This is a genomic window from Streptomyces sp. NPDC006879 (assembly GCF_042869595.1).
Lineage (GTDB): Bacteria > Actinomycetota > Actinomycetes > Streptomycetales > Streptomycetaceae > Streptomyces.
In genome coordinates, this window is sequence record NZ_JBIAGC010000001.1 from 274,671 (window position 1) to 298,180 (window position 23,510).

19 protein-coding genes are annotated in these 23,510 nt (G+C 69.5%); 11 read left to right on the plus strand and 8 right to left on the minus strand.

The genetic code is table 11. The features are described from left to right. Window positions 1–29: 29 nt before the first annotated feature. On the minus strand, window positions 30–548 hold the full coding sequence (locus ACFYMC_RS01260; protein WP_388516926.1) for a hypothetical protein: 519 nt from the start codon (window positions 546–548) through the stop codon (window positions 30–32). Between the two features lie 154 nt (window positions 549–702). On the opposite strand from ACFYMC_RS01260, the gene ACFYMC_RS01265 reads away from it, so the two are divergent. Both ACFYMC_RS01265 and ACFYMC_RS01270 read left to right on the plus strand, forming a co-directional pair. Continuing rightward, a complete protein-coding gene (locus ACFYMC_RS01265) occupies window positions 703–1,401 on the plus strand; it encodes a DUF998 domain-containing protein (RefSeq protein ID WP_388516929.1) in 699 nt (232 codons plus the stop codon). Further along, window positions 1,398–2,279, plus strand: a complete 882-nt coding sequence (locus ACFYMC_RS01270) for an alpha/beta fold hydrolase (RefSeq protein ID WP_388516932.1) — start codon at window positions 1,398–1,400, stop codon at window positions 2,277–2,279. Before ACFYMC_RS01265 ends, ACFYMC_RS01270 begins: the two co-directional genes overlap by 4 nt. Before the next feature lie 18 nt (window positions 2,280–2,297). Here the strand turns inward: ACFYMC_RS01270 and ACFYMC_RS01275 are convergent, their stop codons facing one another. The 3 genes from ACFYMC_RS01275 to ACFYMC_RS01285 all read right to left on the minus strand — a co-directional run bounded on the left by ACFYMC_RS01275 (window position 2,298) and on the right by ACFYMC_RS01285 (window position 4,196). Beyond that, window positions 2,298–3,047, minus strand: coding sequence for a DUF305 domain-containing protein (locus tag ACFYMC_RS01275; protein ID WP_388516935.1), 750 nt, complete (start codon window positions 3,045–3,047; stop codon window positions 2,298–2,300). A gap of 14 nt (window positions 3,048–3,061) precedes the next feature. Then, the gene (locus tag ACFYMC_RS01280; protein WP_388516938.1) at window positions 3,062–3,712 is read right to left on the minus strand and encodes a DUF3105 domain-containing protein; all 651 of its coding nucleotides are present in this window, start codon (window positions 3,710–3,712) and stop codon (window positions 3,062–3,064) included. 85 nt (window positions 3,713–3,797) lie between these two features. Continuing rightward, complete coding sequence (locus tag ACFYMC_RS01285; RefSeq protein WP_388516939.1) at window positions 3,798–4,196, minus strand: hypothetical protein; 399 nt, start codon at window positions 4,194–4,196, stop codon at window positions 3,798–3,800. A 161-nt stretch (window positions 4,197–4,357) separates the two neighbouring features. Between ACFYMC_RS01285 and ACFYMC_RS01290 the strand changes: the two genes are divergently transcribed. Further along, window positions 4,358–5,719 carry a glutamine synthetase family protein gene (locus ACFYMC_RS01290; RefSeq protein ID WP_388516942.1) on the plus strand — a complete coding sequence of 454 codons (1,362 nt, stop codon included), beginning with the start codon at window positions 4,358–4,360 and terminating at the stop codon, window positions 5,717–5,719. 273 nt (window positions 5,720–5,992) lie between these two features. Here the strand turns inward: ACFYMC_RS01290 and ACFYMC_RS01295 are convergent, their stop codons facing one another. Next, window positions 5,993–6,937, minus strand: coding sequence for an alpha/beta fold hydrolase (locus ACFYMC_RS01295; RefSeq protein WP_388516945.1), 945 nt, complete (start codon window positions 6,935–6,937; stop codon window positions 5,993–5,995). Between the two features lie 189 nt (window positions 6,938–7,126). On the opposite strand from ACFYMC_RS01295, the gene ACFYMC_RS01300 reads away from it, so the two are divergent. Both ACFYMC_RS01300 and ACFYMC_RS01305 read left to right on the plus strand, forming a co-directional pair. Next, entirely contained in the window at window positions 7,127–8,074 is a 948-nt protein-coding gene (locus ACFYMC_RS01300) for a helix-turn-helix transcriptional regulator (protein WP_388516948.1), read from the plus strand. Window positions 8,075–8,430: 356 nt separating this feature from the next. Further along, window positions 8,431–11,418 (plus strand): bifunctional [glutamine synthetase] adenylyltransferase/[glutamine synthetase]-adenylyl-L-tyrosine phosphorylase, encoded by a 2,988-nt coding sequence (locus ACFYMC_RS01305; RefSeq protein WP_388516949.1) that lies wholly within the window; start codon window positions 8,431–8,433, stop codon window positions 11,416–11,418. Between the two features lie 35 nt (window positions 11,419–11,453). Here ACFYMC_RS01305 and ACFYMC_RS01310 read toward each other — a convergent pair whose 3' ends face one another. The 3 genes from ACFYMC_RS01310 to ACFYMC_RS01320 form a co-directional block, all read right to left on the minus strand. Next, window positions 11,454–12,347, minus strand: coding sequence for a phosphatase PAP2 family protein (locus ACFYMC_RS01310; RefSeq protein WP_388516952.1), 894 nt, complete (start codon window positions 12,345–12,347; stop codon window positions 11,454–11,456). Between the two features lie 114 nt (window positions 12,348–12,461). Further along, complete coding sequence (locus ACFYMC_RS01315; RefSeq protein ID WP_388516954.1) at window positions 12,462–13,505, minus strand: LacI family DNA-binding transcriptional regulator; 1,044 nt, start codon at window positions 13,503–13,505, stop codon at window positions 12,462–12,464. Window positions 13,506–13,530: 25 nt separating this feature from the next. Beyond that, the gene (locus tag ACFYMC_RS01320) at window positions 13,531–15,162 is read right to left on the minus strand and encodes an alpha-amylase family glycosyl hydrolase (protein WP_388516956.1); all 1,632 of its coding nucleotides are present in this window, start codon (window positions 15,160–15,162) and stop codon (window positions 13,531–13,533) included. A 303-nt stretch (window positions 15,163–15,465) separates the two neighbouring features. On the opposite strand from ACFYMC_RS01320, the gene ACFYMC_RS01325 reads away from it, so the two are divergent. The 6 genes from ACFYMC_RS01325 to ACFYMC_RS01350 all read left to right on the plus strand — a co-directional run bounded on the left by ACFYMC_RS01325 (window position 15,466) and on the right by ACFYMC_RS01350 (window position 23,507). Then, window positions 15,466–16,746: an extracellular solute-binding protein gene (locus tag ACFYMC_RS01325; protein WP_388516959.1), complete on the plus strand. Its 1,281-nt coding sequence runs from the start codon at window positions 15,466–15,468 to the stop codon at window positions 16,744–16,746. A 19-nt stretch (window positions 16,747–16,765) separates the two neighbouring features. Continuing rightward, a complete protein-coding gene (locus tag ACFYMC_RS01330) occupies window positions 16,766–17,785 on the plus strand; it encodes a carbohydrate ABC transporter permease (protein ID WP_388516962.1) in 1,020 nt (339 codons plus the stop codon). Continuing rightward, a complete protein-coding gene (locus ACFYMC_RS01335) occupies window positions 17,782–18,669 on the plus strand; it encodes a sugar ABC transporter permease (protein WP_388516965.1) in 888 nt (295 codons plus the stop codon). Before ACFYMC_RS01330 ends, ACFYMC_RS01335 begins: the two co-directional genes overlap by 4 nt. Window positions 18,670–18,762: 93 nt before the next feature. Continuing rightward, entirely contained in the window at window positions 18,763–20,421 is a 1,659-nt protein-coding gene (locus ACFYMC_RS01340) for a glycoside hydrolase family 13 protein (protein ID WP_388516968.1), read from the plus strand. After that, the gene (locus ACFYMC_RS01345) at window positions 20,409–21,485 is read left to right on the plus strand and encodes a LacI family DNA-binding transcriptional regulator (RefSeq protein ID WP_388516971.1); all 1,077 of its coding nucleotides are present in this window, start codon (window positions 20,409–20,411) and stop codon (window positions 21,483–21,485) included. The genes ACFYMC_RS01340 and ACFYMC_RS01345 overlap by 13 nt, the downstream gene beginning before the upstream one ends. Before the next feature lie 321 nt (window positions 21,486–21,806). Beyond that, window positions 21,807–23,507, plus strand: coding sequence for a carbohydrate-binding module family 20 domain-containing protein (locus tag ACFYMC_RS01350; protein ID WP_388516974.1), 1,701 nt, complete (start codon window positions 21,807–21,809; stop codon window positions 23,505–23,507). Window positions 23,508–23,510: the final 3 nt, after the last annotated feature.

Here is a 23,510-nt window from a genome sequence, read left to right on the forward strand (position 1 = left end):
GTCAGTCCCGGCGCGGGCCGGTCCACCGCCTATACGCGCAACACCACTATCCGCCCGGCCAGCGGACCGAGCCGGTCGCCGGCGCCCGCTCCCCGCCCGGGCTCGGGGCACCCGCGGAGCAGCGGCCGACCTGAGCCGCCCACGGCCATCGGCGCGTACAGCCCCAGGGCCAGTGCGCCGAGCACGGCCAGACACAACGCCGCGGTGTCCGTGGCACCCAGCGGAAGCTCCCGCTGGGCAGGCGGCTGGGAGGCGTCGGGGGCCACTGTCGGCACCGTCAGGTGGTGCTGGTTCGAGATGATCGGCCCGCCGCCGGACTCCTTCCCGATCGTCCTCGCCTCCGCGCTGACCCCCTGAACCCGGTCGGTCGACTCGCCGGCGGCGCCGATCGCTGTGTGTGAGACGGTCCCGTGGCCTCCGTGTGCTTCGGCCGGGTGCCCCAGGGTGTGCATCGTCGCGATCCCGAGCAGCAACACCGCACACCACAGCGCGCGGCACCACCGGGGCGCACTGGCACTCCGGCGGCTGCTGAGACGGGATGCGATCACGAGCGCAGCTTACCCCGGGCGGGTATGTGTCGAGTTTCCGGCCGTCGCCGACGGCCGGAAACTCGGAACACCGGCGACACCCCGACCGGCGAGCACGGCAACCGACGCCGTGCACCCGCCGGGGACCGGGGGCAGCCCATAGCATTGCCCCACCATGTCCCGCATCGGCCCCCGGACCATCGCCTCCCTTCTCGCCCTGGGCGCGTTCGCCTACACGGCCTGGGTCCTCGAAGTGGTCCTCGCCACCGGCCTCGACCCCGTGCAGACGTACCTCAGCGAACTCGCCGCCGAAGACCAGCCCCTGGGCGGCCTCTTCCGCGCCACCGACCTCACCGCCGGGGTGCTGCTCCTGCTCGGCGCCCTCGGGGCCCTCATCCGCAACCTGCGCGAGGACGAGTCCGACCCCGCGGCCCGCCGCCCGGTGATCCTCGTCGGTTGGGCCGCCCTCGCACTCTTCGGCGCCGCCACCGCCGCGGACGCTCGACTACCCCTCAGTTGCGCCCCCACCACCGATCCCGAGTGCGCGGCCCGCGAGACCGCCGGTCTCGTCCCGGCCACCCACCAGGCCCACGCCATCACCAGCAGCCTGGCCATGACCGGAGCCCTGCTCGGCATCGTCTGCCTGACCCTGGCGGCCCTGCGCCACCACCGCTGGCGCCCGCTGGCCCGGACCGGGCCGTACCTGGCAGCCGTAGAAGTCCTGGCCACGGCCTGGACCCTGGCGGCTGTCGCGGCCTTCACCGCCGGCGGGGGCCGCTGGGCCCTCGGGGCGGGCCAGCGTCTCCAAGTGCTCACCGTGGCGCTCTGGCTGGCCCTGCTGGCCCGCTCCGTCGCCCGGGAGCACCGCACATGAGCGGGCAGCGGGCCGCTCGGTTCGTACCCGTCGACGGAGTGGCCCTGCACGTGGTGGTCGAGGGGAGCGGCCCGCCCTGTGTGCTCACCGGCGGCCTGGGCCTGAGCTGGTTCGACTGGGACCCGGTCGTCCCGCTGCTGCGCCCACACCGCACCGTGGTCCGCTTCGACCGACCCGGTCAGGGTCTGAGCGCCGCGCCCGTCGAGCGTTCGACCCTGGCCGTCGAAGCACAGCGCATCGCGGGCCTCCTCGGCGTCCTCGGCCTTGCCGACCGACCGGCCACCGTCGCCGGTCACTCACTCGCGGGGTTCCATGCGGAAGCCTTCGCCCGGATGCATCCCGCCCTCGCCGGCGGCTTGGTCCTGCTCGACTCCAGCGTCGAGGAACACCCGCGGGCCCCGGCTTCGCCGGCTCTGCGTGAGGCCGGCGCCCGAGCCCTCGGCGCCCTGCTATCCGGGGTCGGTGCTCCCGCAGCCCTGGGCCCGGTAGCCCGTCGTGCCTGCGTACGGGCCGCACGGTCCGGCGCCGCACCCGACCCGGCGCCCCGGAGCCTGGTACGGAGGGTCTACCGCAGCTCCCGGGTGACCCGCGGCGTTCTGCTGGAGAACGCCCGGTACCCCCACCTGGCCGCCGAGCTCCAGGAGCTGCGCAGCCGGCGACCACTGCCGGCCGGCAGGACGGTGACGGTCCTGGCCGCAGCCGCCCGCCGGACCGGGGCCGCCGGGCGCTGGCTCGACCGCCAGCGCCGTCTGGCCGACCGTCTCGGCGCCCACTTCGAAGCCGCCGTGCCCTGCGGTCACCTGCTCATGGTGGACCGCCCGGACCAGGTGGCCCGGGCGGTCCTCGGTGCCCTCGGAGGCGAGCCTTCCCCGCCCTGAGCAGGTCGGGAGGGCCGCTCAGCTGCGTGGCGCCGCTCCCCGCTCCTTCAACATGTCGGCCATCAGGGCCAGCTCCGACTGCTGCGCCTCGACCATGCCCCGGGCCAGGTCCTTCTCCTGCTGCACCGTGCACAAGTCGACGCAGCCGCGGGCCATGTCGACCCCACCCTTGTGGTGGTCGGTCATCAACTGGAGATAGAGGATCTCCGCCTGGGTGCCGGTCGCCGCCCGGAGCTGGGCCATCTCGGCCTTGGTGGCCATGCCCGGCATCAGGGCGCCCGGCTTGGCCGTCATCGCGTGGCCCGCCCCGCCGGTGGTTCCCGGTGCCTCGCTGTCCGCGTGGCCGGCCGCCTCGTCATGGCCCGCGCCGTGCTCGTGGCCACCCGCGTGGTCCTCGCGCGGGCCGGTGGCGTCGCCGTGCCCCATCCACGTCATCGGCGCCCGGGCCGACTCCACCTTCGGCAGCCCCCACAGGTCCAGCCAGCCGAGCATCATTCCGCGCTGGTTGGCCTGGGTGTTGGCGATGTCGTAGGCCAGCCGGCGGACCCCCTCGTCCTGAGTCCGTTCACGGACCAGGAAGGACATCTCCACCGCCTGCTGGTGGTGCACCGACATGTCGCGGGCAAAGCCGGCCTCCGCGGAGGTGGTGGAGGGCGTCACGACTGCGGCACGGCTGCCGGCGTTCCCAACCGTGGTCCCGCTCGCCCATGCCGCGAACACCAGTGCCGCGACCACGGCCGCGGCAGCGGTGCCGTTCGTACGGTTCAACCTGATCTGCCTGCTCACTTCTGGGCCAGCCCGCCGGTGCAGGCCGCACCCGGCTCGGGGGTCTGCGGGCCCTGGACGTACTTGGTGAGGAACTGATCCACCCGGGGATCACCGGCTCGATCCACGGTCACCTGCTTGCCCCAGGCGCTCAACATGATCGCTCCGGACTGGTCAGGGACCGGGCTCATCAGTGTGAAGGGGGTCTTCTCGACCTTCCCCTTCAGCTTTTCGACCTCGTCCTTGGAGGCCTTGTCGCTGTACGTCACCCAGACCGCACCGTGCTCCAGGGAGTGCACGGCGTTCACCTCGGGAACGGGCTTGGCGTACACCTCGCCGTCGCAGTTCATCCACACCGGGTTGTGGTCTCCGCCGACCGGCGGCTTCATCGGATAGGTGACCGCGGTGGTGACGTGATTGCGGCCGAACTTGCTGGCGTCCCAGCTCTTCTCGTCCTTGACCGGGGCCTTGGCGAGCTCCTCGCGCTGCTCCTTCTTGTCCGACTCCCGGTTCAACAGGAATCCGCCGCCCCCGACGAGACCGGCCACGACCAGTGCGGCGAGGGAGATCGTGAAGACCTTGTTACGGCGGTCCCGGGCCTGTTCCGCTCGACGCATCTCGGCTATGCGGGCTTGGCGGGAGTCATTGGCGGAGTTCTTACCGCTCATGGGTGCAGTCCTTAACTGTGGGGGTGTCTTGACGGGCTGTGCCAGTGGGCCAGCGGTCATCCACGACCGCGGACCACAGGGCCCGTCAGGTCCGCATCACCTGAAGGACATGCAGGTCGGGCCCACGGGCCAGTGGCTCCGAGAGCAGGTTCTGTCCGCTGCGCACCGCGGGCCGAGCCAGTGCCGGCTCGCCGCCCGGCAGCGCCGGGGTGAGCAGGGGAGCGGTGAGCACGGCAGCGGCGCCGTGGGAGAGCGGACCACAGCCCGACCCGTCATGGGGGCACAGGTACTCCACGTGCGCCGCGGAAGCATGCGGGACGGGCGACTGGGCCGGTGCGGCGGCCGGGGCGGGTACCACCCGCACGCACAGGCACACCGCGGCCAGCAGCGCCCCCAGGACGCACAGCCAAGCACCCGCAAGGGCGTACGGAAGCCGGGCGCGACGCCCCTCGCACCCGCTGCCAGCACCTCCTCGCGCCCTCATGGCCGCCGATGGTAATGCTCATGTCGCCCCAGCGGTCCCTCCGGGGTGTCAGAGCCGGTAGGGGGTGCGTAATGTGGCCGAAACCACGGCTCGCGATACTGGGACTCCCCCTGCCGCCGGGGCGGTGGTGAACAGGCCGTCTGAACTGCAAGGATGTAGTCATGGACAAGCAGCAGGAATTCGTGCTCCGAACCCTAGAGGAGCGCGACATCCGCTTTGTGCGCCTGTGGTTCACCGACGTGCTCGGCTTCCTCAAATCCGTCGCGGTCGCGCCGGCCGAGCTCGAAGGCGCTTTCGACGAGGGCATCGGCTTCGACGGCTCCGCCATCGAGGGCTTCGCCCGGGTGTACGAGTCCGACATGATCGCCAAACCGGACCCCGGCACCTTCCAGATACTGCCGTGGCGCGCCGAGGCCCCGGGCACCGCCCGAATGTTCTGCGACATCCTCATGCCGGACGGCTCCCCGTCCTTCGCCGACCCCCGCTACGTACTGAAGCGGGCCCTTGCCAAGACGTCCGACCTGGGCTTCACCTTCTACACCCACCCGGAGATCGAGTTCTTCCTCCTGAAGGACAAGCCCCTCGACGGCACCCGCCCGACCCCCGCCGACAACTCCGGCTACTTCGACCACACCCCGCAGAACGTCGGCATGGACTTCCGCCGCCAGGCGATCACCATGCTCGAATCCATGGGCATCTCGGTCGAGTTCAGCCACCACGAGGGCGCCCCCGGCCAGCAGGAGATCGACCTGCGCTACGCCGACGCGCTGTCCACGGCTGACAACATCATGACCTTCCGCCTGGTCATGAAGCAGGTCGCGTTGGAGCAGGGCGTACAGGCCACCTTCATGCCCAAGCCCTTCTCCGAGTACCCGGGCTCCGGCATGCACACGCACCTCTCCCTCTTCGAAGGCGACCGCAACGCCTTCTACGAGTCCGGCGCCGAGTACCAGCTCTCCAAGGTGGGGCGCTCCTTCATCGCCGGGTTGCTCCGGCACGCCGCCGAGACCTCCGCGGTCACCAACCAGTGGGTGAACTCCTACAAGCGCATCTGGGGCGGCTCCGCCCGCAGCGCCGGCGCGGGCGGCGAAGCGCCCTCGTACATCTGCTGGGGTCACAACAACCGCTCGGCCCTGATCCGCGTCCCCATGTACAAGCCCGGCAAGACCGGCTCCTCCCGCGTGGAGGTCCGCTCCATCGACGCCGGCGCGAACCCGTACCTCACCTACGCCGTCCTGCTGGCCGCCGGCCTCAAGGGCATCGAGGAGGGCTACGAACTCCCGCCCGGCGCCGACGACGACGTCTGGGCCCTCTCCGATGCCGAGCGTCGCGCCATGGGCATCGAACCCCTCCCGCAGAACCTCGGAGAGGCCATCTCCCTGATGGAACGCAGCGAGCTGGTCGCCGAGACCCTCGGGGAGCACGTCTTCGACTTCTTCCTGCGCAACAAGAAGCAGGAGTGGGAGGAGTACCGCTCCGAGGTCACCGCCTTCGAGCTGCGCAAGAACCTTCCGGTGCTGTAAGGGCAGGTCAGGGCGGGTTCTGCTGTTGCATGACGCTCCGGGGTGGCGGTCGTCGACCGCCACCCCGGACCCGCAGCCGAAGCTCACCGCAGCCTTGTACTGCTCATGCCTTGACATGAAGGCATACGCGGGGTCAGGCGTCATCGGCTTCCCCAGCTATGCCACCGAAGGGGCGAGGCGGCGCTGGAAAGTCTCACCGTGAGCTTCGCGGACCACGTGACGGCGCTCGGTGAGGCGTAGTCGCGCTGCGTGCAAGATCGAGGCTGAACGAGGCTAAATGGCATCCTGCTGTTCCAGCCATGTCGTAATCGCCTGGTTCGTTTCTTCTGGCTTCTCTTGCTGGATCCAGTGACCGCAGTCAAGATTGACCACTTCCACATGGGGTACGAACTCCGCCAGTTTCTCAGACCTCTGGACCGCATCTCGGTTGCCGTAGATCATGAGTGTCGGCTGCTGGATGATCGGTTCCACGTCCGCCAGCAAGTGCCAGTTTCGGTCAAGGTTCCTGTACCAGTTAACACTGCCCGTGAACCCTGTCGACTCGAAGGCGGAGACGAAAACGGCCAGTTCGCTGTCGCTCATGACGGGATCACCGAGTGGTGTTTCCGCTCTGGCTAGATTGATCAGCGCCATACCCGGCTGAGGCTCCCTGGGGGGCACGTTCTTCCGGTACATGTTGCGAAGGAACTGGAAGGTGTTCTCTTCGAACACGGCGTCCGCAACGCCCGGCTGCCGATTGAAGTGGACGAAATAGAAGTCGCCGCCAAGCGCGTCTTCCATGACCTCGATCCAGGGCCTTTCTCCGCGCTCCTGGTAAGGCAGACTAAGATTGATCACCTTGTTCACACGGTCCGGATGCATCAGGGTAAGCCCCCAGACAACCATCGCACCCCAGTCGTGACCGACAAAGGTGGCGTCCTCGTACCCGTAGTGATCGAGAAGTGCGACAAGGTCACCCGACAGGTGTTCAATGTCGTATTCCGTCACTTCGGTCGGACGGGATGAATTTCCGTAACCGCGCTGATTCGGGACGATGACATGGTATCCCGCTGCGGCGAGGGCGGGCATCTGATGACGCCACGAAAAGGCGTGCTCCGGCCAGCCGTGACAGAGCACGATGGGATTTCCGGCATTCTGCCGGCCTGCTTCAAAGACTTCAAGCTCCACACCGTTGAGCGAAATGAGGGTGGGCTTGGGGAAATCAGCTGGACCGAACATCGTGTTTCCTCTCCAGTTTTCGGGGGTGATCAGACGGCGAAGGTTCCTGAAGGCGGCGTCGGCGCACCGCCGACGGGTCGGGGGTCGATGCGGTCGCGGGCAGTGGGGCCTGTCGGTGAGGACATGCCGCCATCTTGTCGACCTAAACCGGTCACCTCATGACCGGTTTTATATGGCAGTGTCCTCGGCATGCGATCTGACCGCCTGTTGGCCGTCCTTCTCCTGCTTCAGCGGCGCGAGCAGGTCACAGCAGCAGAGGTCGCCCGAGAGCTGGAGATCTCCGAGCGCACCGCTCGCCGTGACCTCGACGCCCTAGCCATGGCCGGGGTGCCCGTGTACTCCGCCCAGGGCCGAGGCGGCGGCTGGCGCCTCGTGGGCGGCGCCCGCACCGACCTGTCCGGGTTGACCGCGAGCGAGGCCCGCGCCCTGTTCCTGGTTGCCGGCCCCGACTCGGCTGCGACGCCGGCCGTGAAGGCGGCTCTGCGCAAGCTCGTCCGTGCCCTGCCGGAGCCCTTCCGGGGGCAGGCCGAGGCAGCGGCGGCGTCGTTGATCAAGGATCCGCAACGATGGGGGTCGAGTCCGGTCGAGCACAGACCACCTCGCTTCCTCGACGAACTCCAGGACGCGGTGATCCGTGGTGTCCAGGTGCGGCTCGGCTACGTCGACCGAAGAGGCGCCGAAACGGAGCGAACCGTCCACCCACTGGGCATCGTCGCCAAAGGTTCGTCGTGGTACCTCGTCTCCGACACCGAGGCCGGCCGGCGGGCCCTCCGGATCGACCGCGTGTCGTCCGCCGACCTGACCGACGACCCCGTGGACCGGCCCGAGGGTTTCGACCTCGCCGAGAGCTGGCGCGAGATCGCCGACGAAGTCGACCGCAAGCGAACGCCTCTTGAGATCCAGGCGGTATGCGCGCCCCACGGGATAGACCTGCTCCGGATGGCGTTCGGCGGTCGGCTCAAGGTGGGAGGTTCCACGACCGACGGCCGCGTCGAGGTCATGATCCGCGGCACCAACGAGTACGTACTCGCCGGCGAGCTTGCCGGGCTGGTCGAATGGCTGGAGGTGACCGGCCCTCCGGGTGTGCGAGACCACCTGGCCTCGATCGGCAACGCGCTCGTCGAGCGATACGGCTGAGCCAAGGGCTTTCCCACTGGCCCCGTGGTCCAGTGGCATGGCGCCCACTCGCGCAGGCTCAGGCGCTTGAGGCCGTCGCGGGCGCCGAGAGCCCCGGTGGTGCGGTTCATGCGGGTGGCTCGCTCGGGCACGGACTCGAACCAGAGGTCGGTGCTCCTCCTCAGCCGAAGTGTGAGGGAGCCGATGGTCGAGGGACCGGTGGCGGCTTCGGTGCCCGTGGTGGCGCACCACGGCGCACGCGGTAGTCGAACGGGTCCCGCCCCCGTTCTCGGCCCGTGCGGCGCTTGCCCGGCGGTGTCGATAGGCTCGGGGGCCGGACGTGGCGTCGAGCGGGGCGTCGGGATGGAGGCGGCCAGATGACGGGGCCCGGGCGCAGGAGCAGTACGTTCACCCGGTTGCTGCGGTACGGGTTCACCGACGCCTCCGCCGCCGCGCGGCTGCTGGACCTCCCCGAACTGGCGGAAGTCCGCAACGATCCGGTGCTGCTGGACGCGCTGGGTGGCACCGCGGACCCGGACCTGGCGCTGTTGGGGCTGGTGCGGCTGGTCGAGGCCCAGGACGAGGCCGAGCGGGCCACGCTGCTGTCCACGCTCCTCGGGTCGAAGCCGTTGCGGGACCGCCTGCTGGGAGTGCTGGGCGCCTCCGAGGCGCTGGGAGACCATCTGGCCCGCCACCCGGGCGACTGGCACGCTCTGGTCACCTACGAGGCCGTTGATCTGCATCCAGGTGTGGCGGAGTTCGAGCGTGGGCTCGCCGCAGCCAGAGAACCGGTCGGGCTGCGGGTGGCCTACCGCCGCTGTCTGCTGTCGATCGCCGCTCGCGACGTGTGTGGAACCACCGATGTGGCGCAGGCCGCGGCCGAGTTGGCGGATCTGGCCACGGCCACGTTGCGCGCCGCGCTGCGGATCGCTTCGGCCGCGGCGCCCGAGGACGCCGCGGACTGCCGGCTCGCCGTGATCGCGATGGGCAAGTGCGGCGGTCACGAGTTGAACTACGTCTCCGACGTCGACGTGATCTTCGTGGGGGAGCCGGTCCGGGGCGGCGACGAGGGTAAGGCCCTGCAAGCAGCCACCCGGTTGGCCTCGCATCTGATGCGGATCTGTTCGGAGACGACCATCGAGGGCGCCATCTGGCCGGTGGACGCCAACCTGCGCCCCGAGGGCCGCAACGGCCCGCTGGTGCGCACCCTCTCCTCGCACCTGGCCTACTACCAGCGTTGGGCGAAGACCTGGGAGTTCCAGGCGCTGCTCAAGGCCCGGGCGGTGGCCGGTGACGTGGACCTCGGCGCGGAGTACACGGCCGCCGTGGCGCCGTTGGTGTGGCAGGCCGCAGAGCGGGAGAACTTCGTCGCCGACGTGCAGAAGATGCGGCGTCGGGTGGTCGACAACATCCCGGCCGCCCAGGTGGATCGTGAGCTGAAGCTGGGGCCGGGCGGTCTGCGGGACGTGGAGTTCGCCGTTCAGCTGCTCCAGCTGGTGCACGGCCGCAGTGATGCCACCTTGCATTCGGGCACCACGTTGGACGCGCTGCAGGCACTGGCCGCCGGCGGGTATGTGGGTCGGGCGGACGCGGCGCAGTTGGGCGACGCCTACCGTTTCCTACGGTCGATGGAGCACCGCATCCAGCTACACCGCCTGCGCCGGACGCACCTCGTCCCGGAGGTGGAGGAGGATCTGCGGCGGCTCGGCCGCTCGATGGGGCTGCGTACCGATCCGGTGGCGGAGCTCAACCGGGCCTGGAAGCGGCATGCGTCGGTGGTGCGCCGGCTGCACGAGAAGTTGTTCTACCGGCCGCTGCTCGACGCCGTGGCGCAGCTGGCGCCCGGCGAGATCCGGCTCTCGCCGAAGGCGGCCGGCCAGCGCATGGAGGCGCTGGGCTACGCCGATCCGGCCGCGGCGCTGCGCCACCTGGAGGCCTTGGCCTCGGGGGTGACCCGCAAGGCGGCGATCCAGCGCACGCTGCTGCCGGTGTTGCTGGGCTGGTTCGCGGACTCCGCCGATCCGGATGCCGGTCTGTTGGGCTTCCGCAAGGTTTCCGATGCGCTGGGCAAGACCCCCTGGTACCTGCGGTTGCTGCGGGACGAGGGTGCCGCCGCGGAGAACCTGGCGCGGGTGCTGTCGGCCGGTCGTCTCGCCCCTGACCTACTGATGCGGGCCCCTGAGGCGGTGGCGCTGCTCGGTGACCCGGGTGGGCTCAACGAGCGGGGGCGCGAGCACCTGGAGCAGGAGGTGATGGCGGCCGTCAACCGTGCCGAAGGCGCCGAGTCGGCTGTGGCCGCGGTGCGCGGGGTGCGGCGCCGGGAGCTGTTCCGGACGGCCGCGGCCGACATCATCGGCTCCTACGGTACGGAGGAGCATCCCGTAGAGGGCGATCAGGGCATGCTGGTGGACCGGGTGGGCGGTGCGGTCTCCGATCTGACCGCGGCCACCCTCGCCGGTGCACTGCGGGCCGCGGTGCGTGAGCAGTGGGGGGAGACACTGCCGACACGGTTCGCGGTGATCGGGATGGGCCGGTTCGGCGGGCACGAGCTGGGTTACGGCTCGGACGCGGACGTGCTGTTCGTGCATGAGCCCCGGGAGGGGGTGGGGGAGCAGGAAGCGGCCCGGGCGGCGCAGCGGGTCATTTCCGAGATGCGAAGGCTGCTCCAGCTGCCGACCGCCGACCCGCCGCTGGAGATCGACGCCGATCTGCGGCCGGAGGGTCGCAGCGGGCCGCTCGCCCGGACTCTGGCGAGCTATGCCGCCTACTACCGGCGTTGGTCGTTGGTGTGGGAGAGCCAGGCCCTGTTGCGCGCCACGCCGGTGGCCGGGGACGCGGATCTGGGGGAGCGGTTCATCGAGCTCATCGATCCGCTGCGTTACCCCATGGAGGGTTTGGGGGAGGAAGCGGTGCGGGAGATCCGCCGGTTGAAGGCCCGCATGGAGTCGGAGCGGCTGCCGCGCGGCGCCGACCCGACCTTGCACACCAAGTTGGGTCGAGGTGGGCTGAGCGACGTGGAGTGGACGGTGCAGCTGCTCCAGATGCAACACGGTTGGGCAGAGCCGGGGCTGCGCACCACACGGACGCGTCGGGCGCTGCACGCGGCGCATGCGGCGGGGCTGCTGCCCACGGAGGACGCGCAGATCCTGGACGACGCCTGGGTGCTGGCGACCCGGGTGCGCAACGCGGTGATGCTGGTGCGGGGGCGGGCCGGGGACACCTTTCCTTCGGACGGCCGGGAGCTGGGGGCCGTCGGGCGGTACCTGGGGTACGGAGAGGGACGGATCGGCGAGATGCTCGACGACTACCGCAGGATCACTCGCCGGGCGCGTTCGGTGGTGGAGGAGCGCTTCTACGGCGCCTGAGCCCCCACCCCGGGTCGGGGCGGCCCGGTGGGGGCTCAGGCCCGGGCTCTGATCCGGTTCAGCAGTGCTGTCGCCATGGCGGGTCGTGGCGTGATCGGCTCCACGTGCTGCGGCAGGTGGTGCGGCAGCGAGCCGTACCAGGCGCGGGAGAGGGCGTAACCGAAGGCGAGGCAGAGCATGCCGCCTACGGCGTCCAGCCAGAAGTGGTTGGCGGTGGCCACGATGACCACCAGGGTGGCCGCCGGGTAGAGCAGCCCGAGGATGCGGGCCCAGGGCGCGCGTGCGACGGCGAAGATCGTCAGTCCGCACCACAGGGACCAGCCGATGTGCATCGAGGGCATGGCGGCGTACTGGTTGGACATGTTCTTGAAGTTGCCGGAGGCCATGGAGCCCCAGGTGTGGTGCACCAGCACGGTGTCGACGAAGTCCATGCCGTTCATCAGCCGGGGCGGGGCGAGCGGATACAGGTAGTAGCCGACCAGCGCCACACCGGTGGTGGCGAACAGGACCAGCCGGGTCGCCGCGTAGCGGCCCGGATGCCAGCGGTACATCCACACCAGCACGGCGATGGTGATGATGAAGTGCAGGGTGGCGTAGTAGTAGTTCATCCCGACGATCAGCCATGTCACCGAGTTCACGGCGTGGTTGACGCTCTGCTCGACGGCGATGCCGAGGGCGCGCTCGGCCCCCCAGATCCAGTCGGCGTTGCGCAGCGCCTGAGCCTTCTGCTCGGGCACCGCGTTGCGGATGAGCGAGTACGTCCAGTAGCTCACCGCGATCAGAACGATCTCGAACCAGATGCGCGGGCGCCGGGGCGAGCGCATCCGGTGCAGCACGGTGCGGGGGGCAGCTGCGGACGCAGCCTCGTCGTTGATGGGTGACGAGGCAGCCGTCTGGCTTTCCAGTGTCTTCACGCTCGGTTCACCCATAGGGAGAGAGTCTGCCAGATGCGTGCCTCCACCCGATCATCCCTCAGTACGGTCTTATGTGCATCACATCAACCCGGTGGAGGACTACGTGGGGATGATGTGTGAGGGCAGTAGTTAAGGGGCTTGTGGGCGGCCCTGCGACCGGTCCGGGCCGGCGGCTGTGGAGCCCCGCACGACGAGTTCCGGCAGGAAGACGAACTCACTGGGCGGAGCCGGCGTACCGCCGATCTCCTCCAGCAGAGTGCGCACCGCCGCCTGCCCCATGGCCTGCACGGGCTGGCGGATCGTGGTCAACGGCGGATCCGTGAACGCTATGAGCGGGGAGTCGTCGAAGCCGACCACCGAGACGTCCTGCGGGACCCGGAGCTGTTGTTGCCGGGCGGCCCGGATCGCGCCCAGCGCCATCATGTCGCTGGCGCAGACCACCGCGGTGCAGCCGCGTCCGATGAGGGCGCCGGCGGCTGCCTGTCCCCCCTCCAGGGAGTAGAGGGAGTGCTGGATCAGCGCCGCCGACTCCGCGGCGCTCAGGCCGAGGCGTTCGCGCATGCCCTGCTGGAAGCCCTCGATCTTACGTACCACCGGCACGAAGCGCTTGGGGCCGACGGCCAGGCCGATCCGAGTGTGGCCGAGGGCCACCAGGTGGGTCACGGCCAGCACCATGGCAGCGCGGTCGTCTGGGGAGACGAAGGCCGCCTGCACCTTGGGGGAGAAGCCGTTGATGAGGACGAAGGGGACGCCCTGGCCGCGCAGCTGGTCGTAGCGGGTCATGTCGGCCGTGGTGTCGGCGTGCAGCCCGGAGACGAAGATGATCCCCGAGACGCCGCGCTCCACCAGCATCTCGGTCAGTTCGTCCTCCGTGGAGCCGCCCGGGGTCTGGGTGGCCAGCACAGGGGTGTATCCCTGGCGCGTCAGTGCCTGGCCGATGACCTGGGCGAGGGCGGGGAAGATCGGGTTGTCCAGTTCGGGGGTTATCAAGCCCACCAGACCGGCGCTGCGCTGGCGCAGCCGGACCGGCCGCTCGTAGCCCAGCACGTCGAGTGCGGCGAGCACGGATTCGCGGGTGGCCGTGGCCACGCCGGGCTTGCCGTTGAGTACACGGCTGACGGTGGCTTCGCTGACCCCCGCTTGGGCTGCGATGTCGGCGAGCCGTGCGGTCATGGGATGGGACTGTACCTGGCGCACGTCAGGTTGCCCACCAGGTACAGGAATCAGCGGGAATCAGGGCAGTCCGCCCGACCTCCGGGCAGGGGGACGAGGAGAGCACGGGACGGCCGGGGGCGGGCACCTCGGCTGGGTGGGGGAGGGTGTTGAGGGTGCAGACGAGGCCTTCGCGGGCGAAGGCGAGGACTCCCTCGGGGGACGGGAGCCAGCTCATCGGGCCGTCGCCGAGGCCGGGCAACTCCCGACGCAGTTCCAGAGCGGCCCGGTAGAGCTCCAGGGTGGAGTGCGGGTCTGCGGTCTGGGCCTCGACGCTCAGCTGCCGCCAGGGGGAGGGCTGCGGTAGCCAGCTCCCACCCGGACCGAAGCCGTACGGGGGCTCCTGCCCGGACCAGGGCAGCGGGACCCGGCAGCCGTCACGCAGCCCGTCCTGGCCGTTCTCCTTGAAGAAGGACGGGTCCTGGCGGACCTCGTCGGGCAGGTCGGTGACCTCGGGCAGCCCGAGTTCCTCCCCCTGGTAGACGTACGCCGACCCGGGCAGGGCCAGCATCAGCAGGGCCGCGGCCCGGGCCCGCCGCTGCCCGCGCTGCGGGTCGCCCTCGGCGAAGCGGGTGGCATGCCGGACCACGTCGTGGTTGGAGAGCACCCAGGTGGTGGGTGCGCCCACGGCGGAGGTGGCGTTCAGTGATTCGTCGATGACGGTACGCATCGAGGGCGCGTCCCACGGGCAGTTCAGGAAGCGGAAGTTGAAGGCCTGGTGGAGTTCGTCGGGGCGGACGTAACGGGCCAGCCGCTCGGAGTCCGGGGTCCAGGCCTCGGCGACGCCGATCCGCTCTCCTTCGTAGGAGTCCAGGAGCCGGCGCCAGCCGCGGTGGATCTCGTGGACGCCCTCCTGGTCGAAGAAGGGGAGCACCTGGCTGCCGATGAGTTGGACCTGCTCGCGGTGGCCGATATCGGGCAGGCCGGGTGCCTTGACCATGCCATGGGCCACATCGATGCGGAACCCGTCCACTCCGAGGTCCAGCCAGAAGCGCAGCACGGAGTCGAACTCGGCTTGGACCTCTGGGTGTTCCCAGTTGAGGTCCGGCTGTTCGGGAGCGAACAGGTGGAGGTACCACTCGCCGGGGGTGCCGTCGGGTTCGCGTACGCGGCTCCAGGCGGGGCCGCCGAAGACGGACTCCCAGTCGTTGGGGGGCTCGGATCGGTCCCGGCCGCGGCCGGGACGGAAGTGGTAGCGGGCCCGCTCGGGACCGCCCGGCCGGTCGGTGAGGGCGGCCAGGAACCAGCGGTGCCGGTCGGAGGTGTGGTTGGGGACCAGGTCCACGATCACCCGCAGGCCCAGGGTGTGTGCGGTGCGCACCAGGTCGTCGGCGTCCTGGAGGTCGCCAAAGAGGGGGTCGACGGCCCGGTAGTCGGCTACGTCGTAGCCTCCGTCGGCCTGGGGGGACAGATAGAAGGGAGTCAGCCACACCGCGTCCACCCCGAGGCGGGCGAGGTGGGGCAGGCGTTCGCGGACACCGCGCAGGTCCCCGATGCCGTCGCCGTCGCCGTCGGCGAAGGAGCGGACGTACACCTGGTAGATGACTGCGTCGCGCCACCAACCCGCGGCTCGGCCGGTGGGATCAGCGGGGCGGGCGGCGGTCAGCTCGTGCGTCATACCCGGTCAACGCGGGATTGCCGCCGTTGGTTGCGGTGCACGGTGCGGAGGTACTGATCCCAGCCACTTTGTGAAAGGTCTTGCAGGCTTTTGCAGTCGTTTCGCTCTGGTGTCAAGCGACTCGGTAGCAACCTTAGGGACACGCGGATGTAACGATCACCCGTCCTTGCAGAAAATTGCCGCAAGCTCTTTCGGCTCATTTGCATCCCTGTTACGTTCCTGGCAACCCGGCACCGCGAGGGCGCGGTCGGCAGCAGGCTCCTCCCCGCCGCTGCCACTCTCGGGATCATTGAAGGAGTTCACATGCGGCGTGGCATAGCGGCCACCGCGCTGGTCGCGGCCCTGGCGCTCGCGGCGACGGCTTGCGGCGGCGACACCGAGGACACCGGCTCGGAGGGCAAGAAGGCCTCCGGCGAGCTCTCCGGCACGGTCACCTGGTGGGACACCTCCACCGTCGGCAGCGAGGACATCGTCTTCAAGAAGCTGGCCGAGGACTTCAAGACGCTGCACCCCAAGGTCACCGTCAAGTACGTGAACGTGCCCTTCGGTGAGGCTCAGAACAAGTTCAAGAACGCGGCCCAGGCCGGAGCCGGCGCCCCGGACGTGATCCGCTCCGAGGTGGCCTGGACCCCCGAGTTCGCCGACCTCGGCTACCTCGCTCCGTTGGACGGCACCGCCGCCCTCAAGGACGAGAAGGACTTCCTCGCCCAGGCCGCCGCCTCCACCCAGTACAACGGCAAGACCTATGCCGTTCCGCAGGTCATTGACTCCATGGGCATCTTCTACAACAAGAAGATCTTCAAGGAGGCCGGTGTCGAGGTACCCAAGTCGGTCGACGAGCTGAAGAACGTCGCCAAGACGATCAAGGGCAAGACCGGCAAGACCGCCCTCTACCTGCGCGGTGACGACGCCTACTGGTTCCTGTCCTTCCTCTACGGCGAGGGCGGCAACCTGGTCGACGCCAGCAACAAGACGGTCACCATCGACAACGCCGCCGGCGTCAAGGCCTTCGGCGTGGTCAAGGACCTGGTCACCTCCGGTGCCGCCAAGACCGACGCCACCGACGGCTGGAACAACATGCAGTCGGCCTTCAAGGACGGCAAGGTCGCGATGATGATCAACGGCCCGTGGGCCATCGCCGACACCTACGCCGGCAAGGAGTTCGCCGACAAGGCGAACCTGGGCATCGCCCCCGTCCCGGCCGGCTCCGCCTACCAGGGCGCCCCGCAGGGCGGCCACAACCTGGCCGTCTACGCCGGCTCCAAGAACCTCGACGCCTCCTACGCGTTCGTCGAGTACATGTCCTCGGCCGCCACCCAGGCGAAGGTCACCGAGCAGCTCAGCCTGCTGCCCACCCGCAACTCGGTCTACACCCAGCCGGCCGTGGCCCAGAACGAGATCGTCTCCTTCTTCAAGCCGGTCGTCGACAAGGCCGTCGAGCGGCCCTGGATCCCCGAGACCGGAAGCCTGTTCGCGCCGCTGGTCACCGAGTACACCAAGGTGCTGACCGGCCAGGCCAGCCCCGAGCAGGGAGCCAAGTCCACGGGCGAGGCGTACCGCAAGCTCCTGAAGGACTGGAAGTAAGAGGAAGGCTGACCGGCTGATGGCAGTCCACACCAGCCAGTCGGTGGCGAAGGCCGCGGGCGACGGGACCACTCCCGACGCCCGCGGCCGGCGCCGCGGTACTGGCGCACCTCCCGGCCGATTCCGGCGCGGCCTGGCGACCCACTGGTACGCCTGGGCCATGGTCGCCCCCGTGGTGATCGTCATCGGCGTGATCATCGGATACCCGTTGGTCCGCGGCGTCTTCCTGTCGCTCACCAACGCCAACGAACGCAACGTCGCCCGCAGCATCGGAGTCAACGAGCTGCCCGCGAGCTACGAGTTCGTGGGCCTGGACAACTACGTCGAGGCGCTCACCGGCGGACAGTTCGTGTCCACCCTCGGTTGGACGCTCATCTGGACCGCCGCCTGCGTGTCGGTCACCTTCGGCCTCGGCCTGACCCTGGCGAACATCCTCAACCGGCAGATGATCGGCCGTTCCGTCTACCGGATGCTGCTGATCCTGCCGTGGGCGGTGCCCGGTTTCGTCTCGGTCTTCGCCTGGCGCTTCCTCTACAACGAGGACAACGGACTGCTCAACAAGGTCCTGGCCGGCGGTGGCATCGACGCGGTGCCGTGGCTCAACGACCCGATGATGGCGAAGTTCTCCGTCATCGCCGTCAACGTCTGGCTGGGCGTGCCCTTCATGATGGTCGCCCTGCTCGGCGGGTTGCAGTCCATTTCGGCGGAGCTCTACGAGGCCGCCGAGATGGACGGTGCGAACGCCTGGCAGCGCTTCAGGCACATCACCCTGCCCGGCCTGCGCTCGGTCAGCTCCACCGTGATCCTGCTCAGTACCATCTGGACGTTCAACATGTTCCCGGTGATCTTCCTGCTGACCCGCGGCGGACCCGGCGAGGCCACCCAGATCCTGGTCACGCAGGCCTACAAGTTCTCCTTCGAGATCAGCCCCCGCGACTTCGCCCAGTCGTCCACCTGGGGCGTGCTGATCCTGGTCCTCCTGATGGTCTTCGCCGCGGTCTACCGGCGCGTCCTTCGCAAGCAGGGAGAAGTCTGGTGACCACAGCGACCTCCACCGCCAAGTCCGTGACCGCACCCGCCGCCCCGACGGGACCGGTACGCGGTCGCCGCTCCCCGCTGGCCTCCTTCGGTCTGCACGCCACCTTGGTCGTGGCGTCCGTGATCGCGGTCTTCCCCGTGCTGTGGGTCCTGTTGACCTCGCTGAAGCCGGCCAAGCACGCCACGACCACCGACTTCTTCAAGGAGACCACGCTTGAGAACTACACCAAGCTGCTCTCCGACACCCCGTTCCTGACCTGGTTCTGGAACTCGCTGCTCATCGCAGGCCTGACCACCCTCATCGGGGTGCTGATCGCGGCCACCACCGGTTACGCCGTCAGCCGCTTCCGTTTCCCCGGCATGAAGCCGTTGATGTGGACCCTGCTGATCACCCAGATGTTCCCGGTCGCCGTCCTGATCGTGCCGATCTACACACTGATGTCGAGGCTGGGACTGCTCAACCAGCCCGCTGGCCTGGTCGTCACATACCTCACCATCGCGGTGCCCTTCTGCGCCTGGATGATGAAGGGCTTCTTCGACGCCATCCCGGCGGAGATCGACGAGTCGGGACGGGTGGACGGTCTCAGCCCGTTCGGCACCTTCTGGCGGTTGATCCTGCCGCTGGCCAAGCCGGGCATCGCCGTCACCGCCTTCTACTCCTTCATCACGGCCTGGGGCGAGGTCGCCTATGCCTCTGCCTTCATGGTCGGCGACGAGAACCTCACCCTCGCCGGCGGACTGCAGAAGTTCGTCAACCAGTACGGCGCCCAGTGGGGGCCGATGAGCGCGGCTTCCGTCCTCATCGCCGTGCCCGCCGCGTTGGTGTTCGTCCTCGTCCAACGGCACCTGGTCGCCGGCATGACCGCCGGCGCCACCAAGGGCTGAGCCCGCCCGGCGCCCCGCGCGCAGGCATTCGAAGCGCGGCGCCGGCCTTCGACCGAGGCCGGCGCCGCCCCACCCCAGACCTTCAGGGAAGTCATGACCCAGCATCTTGCCGCCCCCGCCGCTGCGACCACCGGCACGAGCACCTCCAGAGGCTGGTGGCGCGAAGCGGTGATCTACCAGGTCTATCCGCGCAGCTTCGCCGACAGCAACGGCGACGGCATGGGCGACCTCGAAGGAGTGCGCAGTCGACTGCCCTATCTGAGGGACCTCGGAGTCGACGCCGTCTGGGTCAGCCCCTTCTACGCCTCCCCGCAGGCCGACGCCGGCTACGACGTCGCCGACTACCGTGCCATCGATCCGATGTTCGGAACCCTGCACGATGCCGACGCCGTCATCCGCGAAGCCCATGAGCTGGGTCTGCGCATCATCGTCGACCTGGTGCCCAACCACTGCTCCGACCAGCACGAATGGTTCAAGCAGGCGCTGCGTGAAGGGCCCGGAAGCCCACTGCGCGAGCGCTTCCACTTCCGACCGGGGCGGGGCCCGGCGGGCACCGAGCCGCCGAACGACTGGGAGTCCATCTTCGGCGGTCCCGCCTGGACCCGCACCGAGAACCCCGACGGAACCCCGGGTGAGTGGTACCTCCACCTGTTCGCCCCCGAGCAGCCCGACTTCAACTGGGAACACCCCGCCGTACAGGATGAGTTCCGCTCCATCCTGCGGTTCTGGCTGGATCTGGGCACCGACGGCTTCCGCATCGACGTCGCGCACGGCCTGGTCAAGGCGCCCGGCCTGCCCGACCTCGGCCGCGATGAGCAGCTGAAGCTGCTCGGCAACCAGGTGCTGCCCTTTTTCGACCAGGACGGCGTCCACGAGATCTACCGCTCCTGGCGCAAGGTCCTCGACGAGTACGCCGGGGACCGCATCGGGGTGGCCGAGGCGTGGACGCCCAGTGCCGAGCGGACCGCGCTCTACCTGCGCCCCGACGAGCTGCACCAGGCATTCAACTTCCACTACCTGACCACCGACTGGGACGCCGCTGCGCTGCGCGGCGCCATCGACGAGTCCCTCGACGCGATGCGCCCGGTCGGCGCACCCACCACCTGGGTGCTCTCCAACCACGACGTGGTCCGGCATGCCACCCGCTTCGCCGAGGGCGACCCGCAGCGCGGGCAGCGGCGGGCCCGGGCCGCGGCCCTGCTGATGCTGGCCCTGCCCGGGTCGGCGTACGTCTACCAGGGGGAGGAACTCGGGCTGCCCGAGGTCACCGACCTGCCCGACGAGGTCCGCCAGGACCCGTCCTTCTTCAAGGAGAACGGCCAGGACGGGCTGCGTGACGGCTGCCGGGTCCCGCTGCCCTGGTCCGGGACGAAGGCCCCGTACGGGTTCGGACCCGAGGAGGGCGGCCCCAGTTGGCTTCCACAACCGCAGGGTTGGGGCGCCCTGAGCGTCGAGGCCCAGAGCGGCGACCCTGCTTCCATGTTGGAGTTGTACCGCGGCGCGCTCGGTGTGCGCCGTGCCCACCCGGCGCTCGGTGCGGGCGAGGACGTCGAGTGGCTGGCCGCCCCCGAGGGAGTGCTGGCCTTCCGGCGCGCCGCGGCAGGCGAAGGCTTCGTCTGCACGGTGAACACCACCGGCGCTCCGGTCCGCATCGAGGCTCCCGGCACCCTGTTGCTGGCCAGTGCGCACGTGGTGGTCCAGGGCGGCGCCGTGGAACTCCCGGCCGACAGCACCCTGTGGTGGGCGGTGTGACGATCCCCCTGCCGCGGGGCGCCGATCCGGGCGCCCCGCGGCTCGCGGACATCGCCGCGCAGGCCGAGGTCAGCGAGGCGACGGTCTCCCGGGTCCTGAACGGCAAGGTGGGTGTGGCCACCGCGACCCGCCACAAGGTGCTCGCTGCGCTCGACATCCTCGGGTACGAGCGGCCGGTGCGCTTGCGTCGCCGTAGCGCGGGACTGGTGGGCCTGGTCATCCCGGAGTTGGTCAACCCCATCTTCCCGGCCTTCGCACAGGTCATCGAGCAGGCGCTGGCGGGGCACGGCTACACCCCGGTGCTCTGCACGCAGACTCCGGGCGGGGCCACTGAGGACGAGCTGGTCGAGCAGTTGGAGGCGCGCGGGGTCACCGGGATCGTCTTCCTGTCCGGGCTGCACGCGGATCTGGCCTCCGATCCGTCCCGCTACAACCGGCTGGCCGCCCGCGGAGTGCCGTTCGTGTTGATCAACGGCTTCAACGAATCGATCAGTGCGCCCTTCGTCTCCCCCGACGACCGGGTGGCCGCGTCGATCGCGGTCCGGCACCTGGTCGAGCTGGGGCACGAGCGCATCGGTCTGGCGATCGGGCCGACCCGCTATGTTCCCTCGCGCCGCAAGGCGGAGGGGTTCACAGCGGCGCTGCACGAGTACCTGGGTCTGCCCCAGGGGGAGGCAGAACGGCTGATCCAGCGCACGCTGTTCACCGTCGAGGGCGGTCAGGCGGCGGCATTGGCCCTGCTGGACGAGGGCGTGACGGGCATCGTGTGCGCCAGTGACCCGATGGCTCTGGGAGCGATTCGAGCGGTGCGTCAGCGGGGACTGGAGGTGCCCGGGGACGTCTCCGTGGTCGGTTTCGACGATTCGCCGCTGATCGCCTTCACTGATCCGCCGTTGACGACGGTCCGCCAGCCGGTGCGCGCGATGGCGACCGCGGCGGTCGGCGCTTTGCTGGAGGCCGTCGGGGGGAACCCGGTGCAACGCACCGAGTTCGTCTTCCAACCGGAGTTGGTGGTGCGGGCGTCCACGGCTCAGGTGCCCCGGTCCGGCCGTCCGGGCGCGTAGGCCCCTGGCGGGTCCTTCGGCCGGCCGGTCCGGGGCTGGCCGAAGGTAACACCATTGCAATCTCTTGCGAAAGAGTTTTCCGGCAAGAAACAGCAGGATTACCGTGCTGTGTCGAAGATGTGTCCGGAGGGGTTGACCCCGCTCTCCGGGCCACCTACGGTCGCGACCGCAAGAACTTTCACGTATCGCTGCAAGTCAGTTCCTCGGTGGGCCCCCGCCCACCAACACACCGACGGCCTTTTGGGCATGGCGCGTTGCCGTACGAGGTCCGCACCCCCGCACCCGCACCCTCCGTACTCCGCCTCTTCGCCAGGAGGAACCATGCCCCGACGGCTGACCAGAGCCCTCGCCACCGCCGCCGCTGCCCCCCTCGCCCTGACCGCCCTGGCCGCACTGCCGACCGCACCCGCCCAAGCCTCGGCGCCCGGCGAGAAGGACGTCACCGCCGTCCTCTTCGAGTGGACCTTCGCCTCGGTTGCCCAGGCCTGCACCGACACCCTCGGCCCGGCCGGCTACGGCTACGTCCAGGTCTCGCCCCCGCAGGAGCACATCCAGGGCTCCCAGTGGTGGACCTCGTACCAGCCGGTCAGTTATAGGATCGCCGGCCGCCTGGGAGACCGCACCGCCTTCAAGAACATGATCGATACCTGCCACACGGCGGGCGTCAAGGTCGTCGCCGACTCCGTCATCAACCACATGGCCGCCGGCGACGGTACCGGCACCGGCGGCTCCGCCTACACCAAGTACAACTACCCCGGTATCTACCAGGGGCAGGACATGGACGACTGCCGGGCGACCATCACCAACTACCGGGACCGCGCGAACGTCCAGAACTGCGAACTCGTCCAGCTCGCCGACCTCGACACCGGCGAGGACTACGTCCGCGGTCGGATCGCCGGCTACCTCAACGACCTGCTCTCCCTCGGCGTCGACGGTTTCCGCATCGACGCCGCCAAGCACATGCCCGCCGCCGATCTCGCCGCCATCAAGTCCAAGCTGAGCAACCCCTCGGCCTACTGGAAGCAGGAAGCGATCTTCGGCGCGGGTGAGGCCGTCTCTCCCAGCGAGTACCTCGGCACCGGTGATGTGCAGGAGTTCCGTTACGCCCGCGACCTCAAGCGGGTCTTCGACAACGAGAACCTCGCCTACCTGAAGGACTTCGGCGAAGCCTGGGGCTACCTGGCCGCAGACCGGTCCGCCGTGTTCGTCGACAACCACGACACCGAGCGCGTCGGCGACACCCTGAACTACAAGGACGGCGCCAGCTACACCCTCGCCAGCGTGTTCATGCTGGCCTGGCCCTACGGTTCACCCGACGTCCACTCCGGCTACGAGTGGAGCGACAAGGACGCCGGGCCGCCCAACGGCGGCACCGTCAACGCCTGTTACACCGACGGCTGGAAGTGCCAGCACGCCTGGCGGGAGATCTCCTCCATGGTGGCCTTCCGCAACACCGCCCACGGTCAAGCCGTCACCAACTGGTGGGACAACGGGGCCGACCAGATCGCCTTCGGCCGCGGCAACAAGGCGTACCTGGCCATCAACCACGAGGACTCCACGCTCACCCGCACCTTCCAGACCGCGCTGCCCGCCGGCGACTACTGCGACGTCCAGTCAGGGCGCACCCTGACCGTCGGCTCCGACGGCAGGTTCTCCGCGTCGCTCGCTGCCCACACCGCACTCGCCCTGCACCTCGGCGCGCGCAGTTGCGGCGACGGGAACCCGGCGGTGGCCGGCGCCTCCTTCGCCGTCAACGCCACCACTGTCTTCGGCCAGAACATCTACGTCACGGGCGACCAGTCCGCCCTCGGCAACTGGAGCCCTCTGGGCGCCCTGAAGCTCGACCCGGCCTCCTACCCGGTGTGGAAGCTCGACGTCACCCTGCCCGCCGGCACCACCTTCGCCTACAAGTACATCCGCAAGGACGCGGCCGGGAACGTCACCTGGGAGAGCGGCGCCAACCGCAGCGCCACCGTCCCGGCGAGTGGCACCATCACGCTGAACGACACCTGGCGCAACTGACCA

What these genes read in the sequence shown, in the direction of transcription:
- ACFYMC_RS01315 (WP_388516954.1), bottom strand. Translation starts at nt 13,505, where the DNA reads ATGACCGCACGGCTCGCCGACATCGCAGCCCAAGCGGGGGTCAGCGAA.
- ACFYMC_RS01330 (WP_388516962.1), top strand. Translation starts at nt 16,766, where the DNA reads ATGGCAGTCCACACCAGCCAGTCGGTGGCGAAGGCCGCGGGCGACGGG.
- ACFYMC_RS01325 (WP_388516959.1), top strand. Translation starts at nt 15,466, where the DNA reads ATGCGGCGTGGCATAGCGGCCACCGCGCTGGTCGCGGCCCTGGCGCTC.
- ACFYMC_RS01295 (WP_388516945.1), bottom strand. Translation starts at nt 6,937, where the DNA reads ATGTTCGGTCCAGCTGATTTCCCCAAGCCCACCCTCATTTCGCTCAAC.
- ACFYMC_RS01265 (WP_388516929.1), top strand. Translation starts at nt 703, where the DNA reads ATGTCCCGCATCGGCCCCCGGACCATCGCCTCCCTTCTCGCCCTGGGC.
- ACFYMC_RS01305 (WP_388516949.1), top strand. Translation starts at nt 8,431, where the DNA reads ATGACGGGGCCCGGGCGCAGGAGCAGTACGTTCACCCGGTTGCTGCGG.
- ACFYMC_RS01285 (WP_388516939.1), bottom strand. Translation starts at nt 4,196, where the DNA reads ATGAGGGCGCGAGGAGGTGCTGGCAGCGGGTGCGAGGGGCGTCGCGCC.
- ACFYMC_RS01270 (WP_388516932.1), top strand. Translation starts at nt 1,398, where the DNA reads ATGAGCGGGCAGCGGGCCGCTCGGTTCGTACCCGTCGACGGAGTGGCC.
- ACFYMC_RS01290 (WP_388516942.1), top strand. Translation starts at nt 4,358, where the DNA reads ATGGACAAGCAGCAGGAATTCGTGCTCCGAACCCTAGAGGAGCGCGAC.
- ACFYMC_RS01280 (WP_388516938.1), bottom strand. Translation starts at nt 3,712, where the DNA reads ATGAGCGGTAAGAACTCCGCCAATGACTCCCGCCAAGCCCGCATAGCC.
- ACFYMC_RS01340 (WP_388516968.1), top strand. Translation starts at nt 18,763, where the DNA reads ATGACCCAGCATCTTGCCGCCCCCGCCGCTGCGACCACCGGCACGAGC.
- ACFYMC_RS01310 (WP_388516952.1), bottom strand. Translation starts at nt 12,347, where the DNA reads ATGGGTGAACCGAGCGTGAAGACACTGGAAAGCCAGACGGCTGCCTCG.
- ACFYMC_RS01300 (WP_388516948.1), top strand. Translation starts at nt 7,127, where the DNA reads ATGCGATCTGACCGCCTGTTGGCCGTCCTTCTCCTGCTTCAGCGGCGC.
- ACFYMC_RS01350 (WP_388516974.1), top strand. Translation starts at nt 21,807, where the DNA reads ATGCCCCGACGGCTGACCAGAGCCCTCGCCACCGCCGCCGCTGCCCCC.
- ACFYMC_RS01320 (WP_388516956.1), bottom strand. Translation starts at nt 15,162, where the DNA reads ATGACGCACGAGCTGACCGCCGCCCGCCCCGCTGATCCCACCGGCCGA.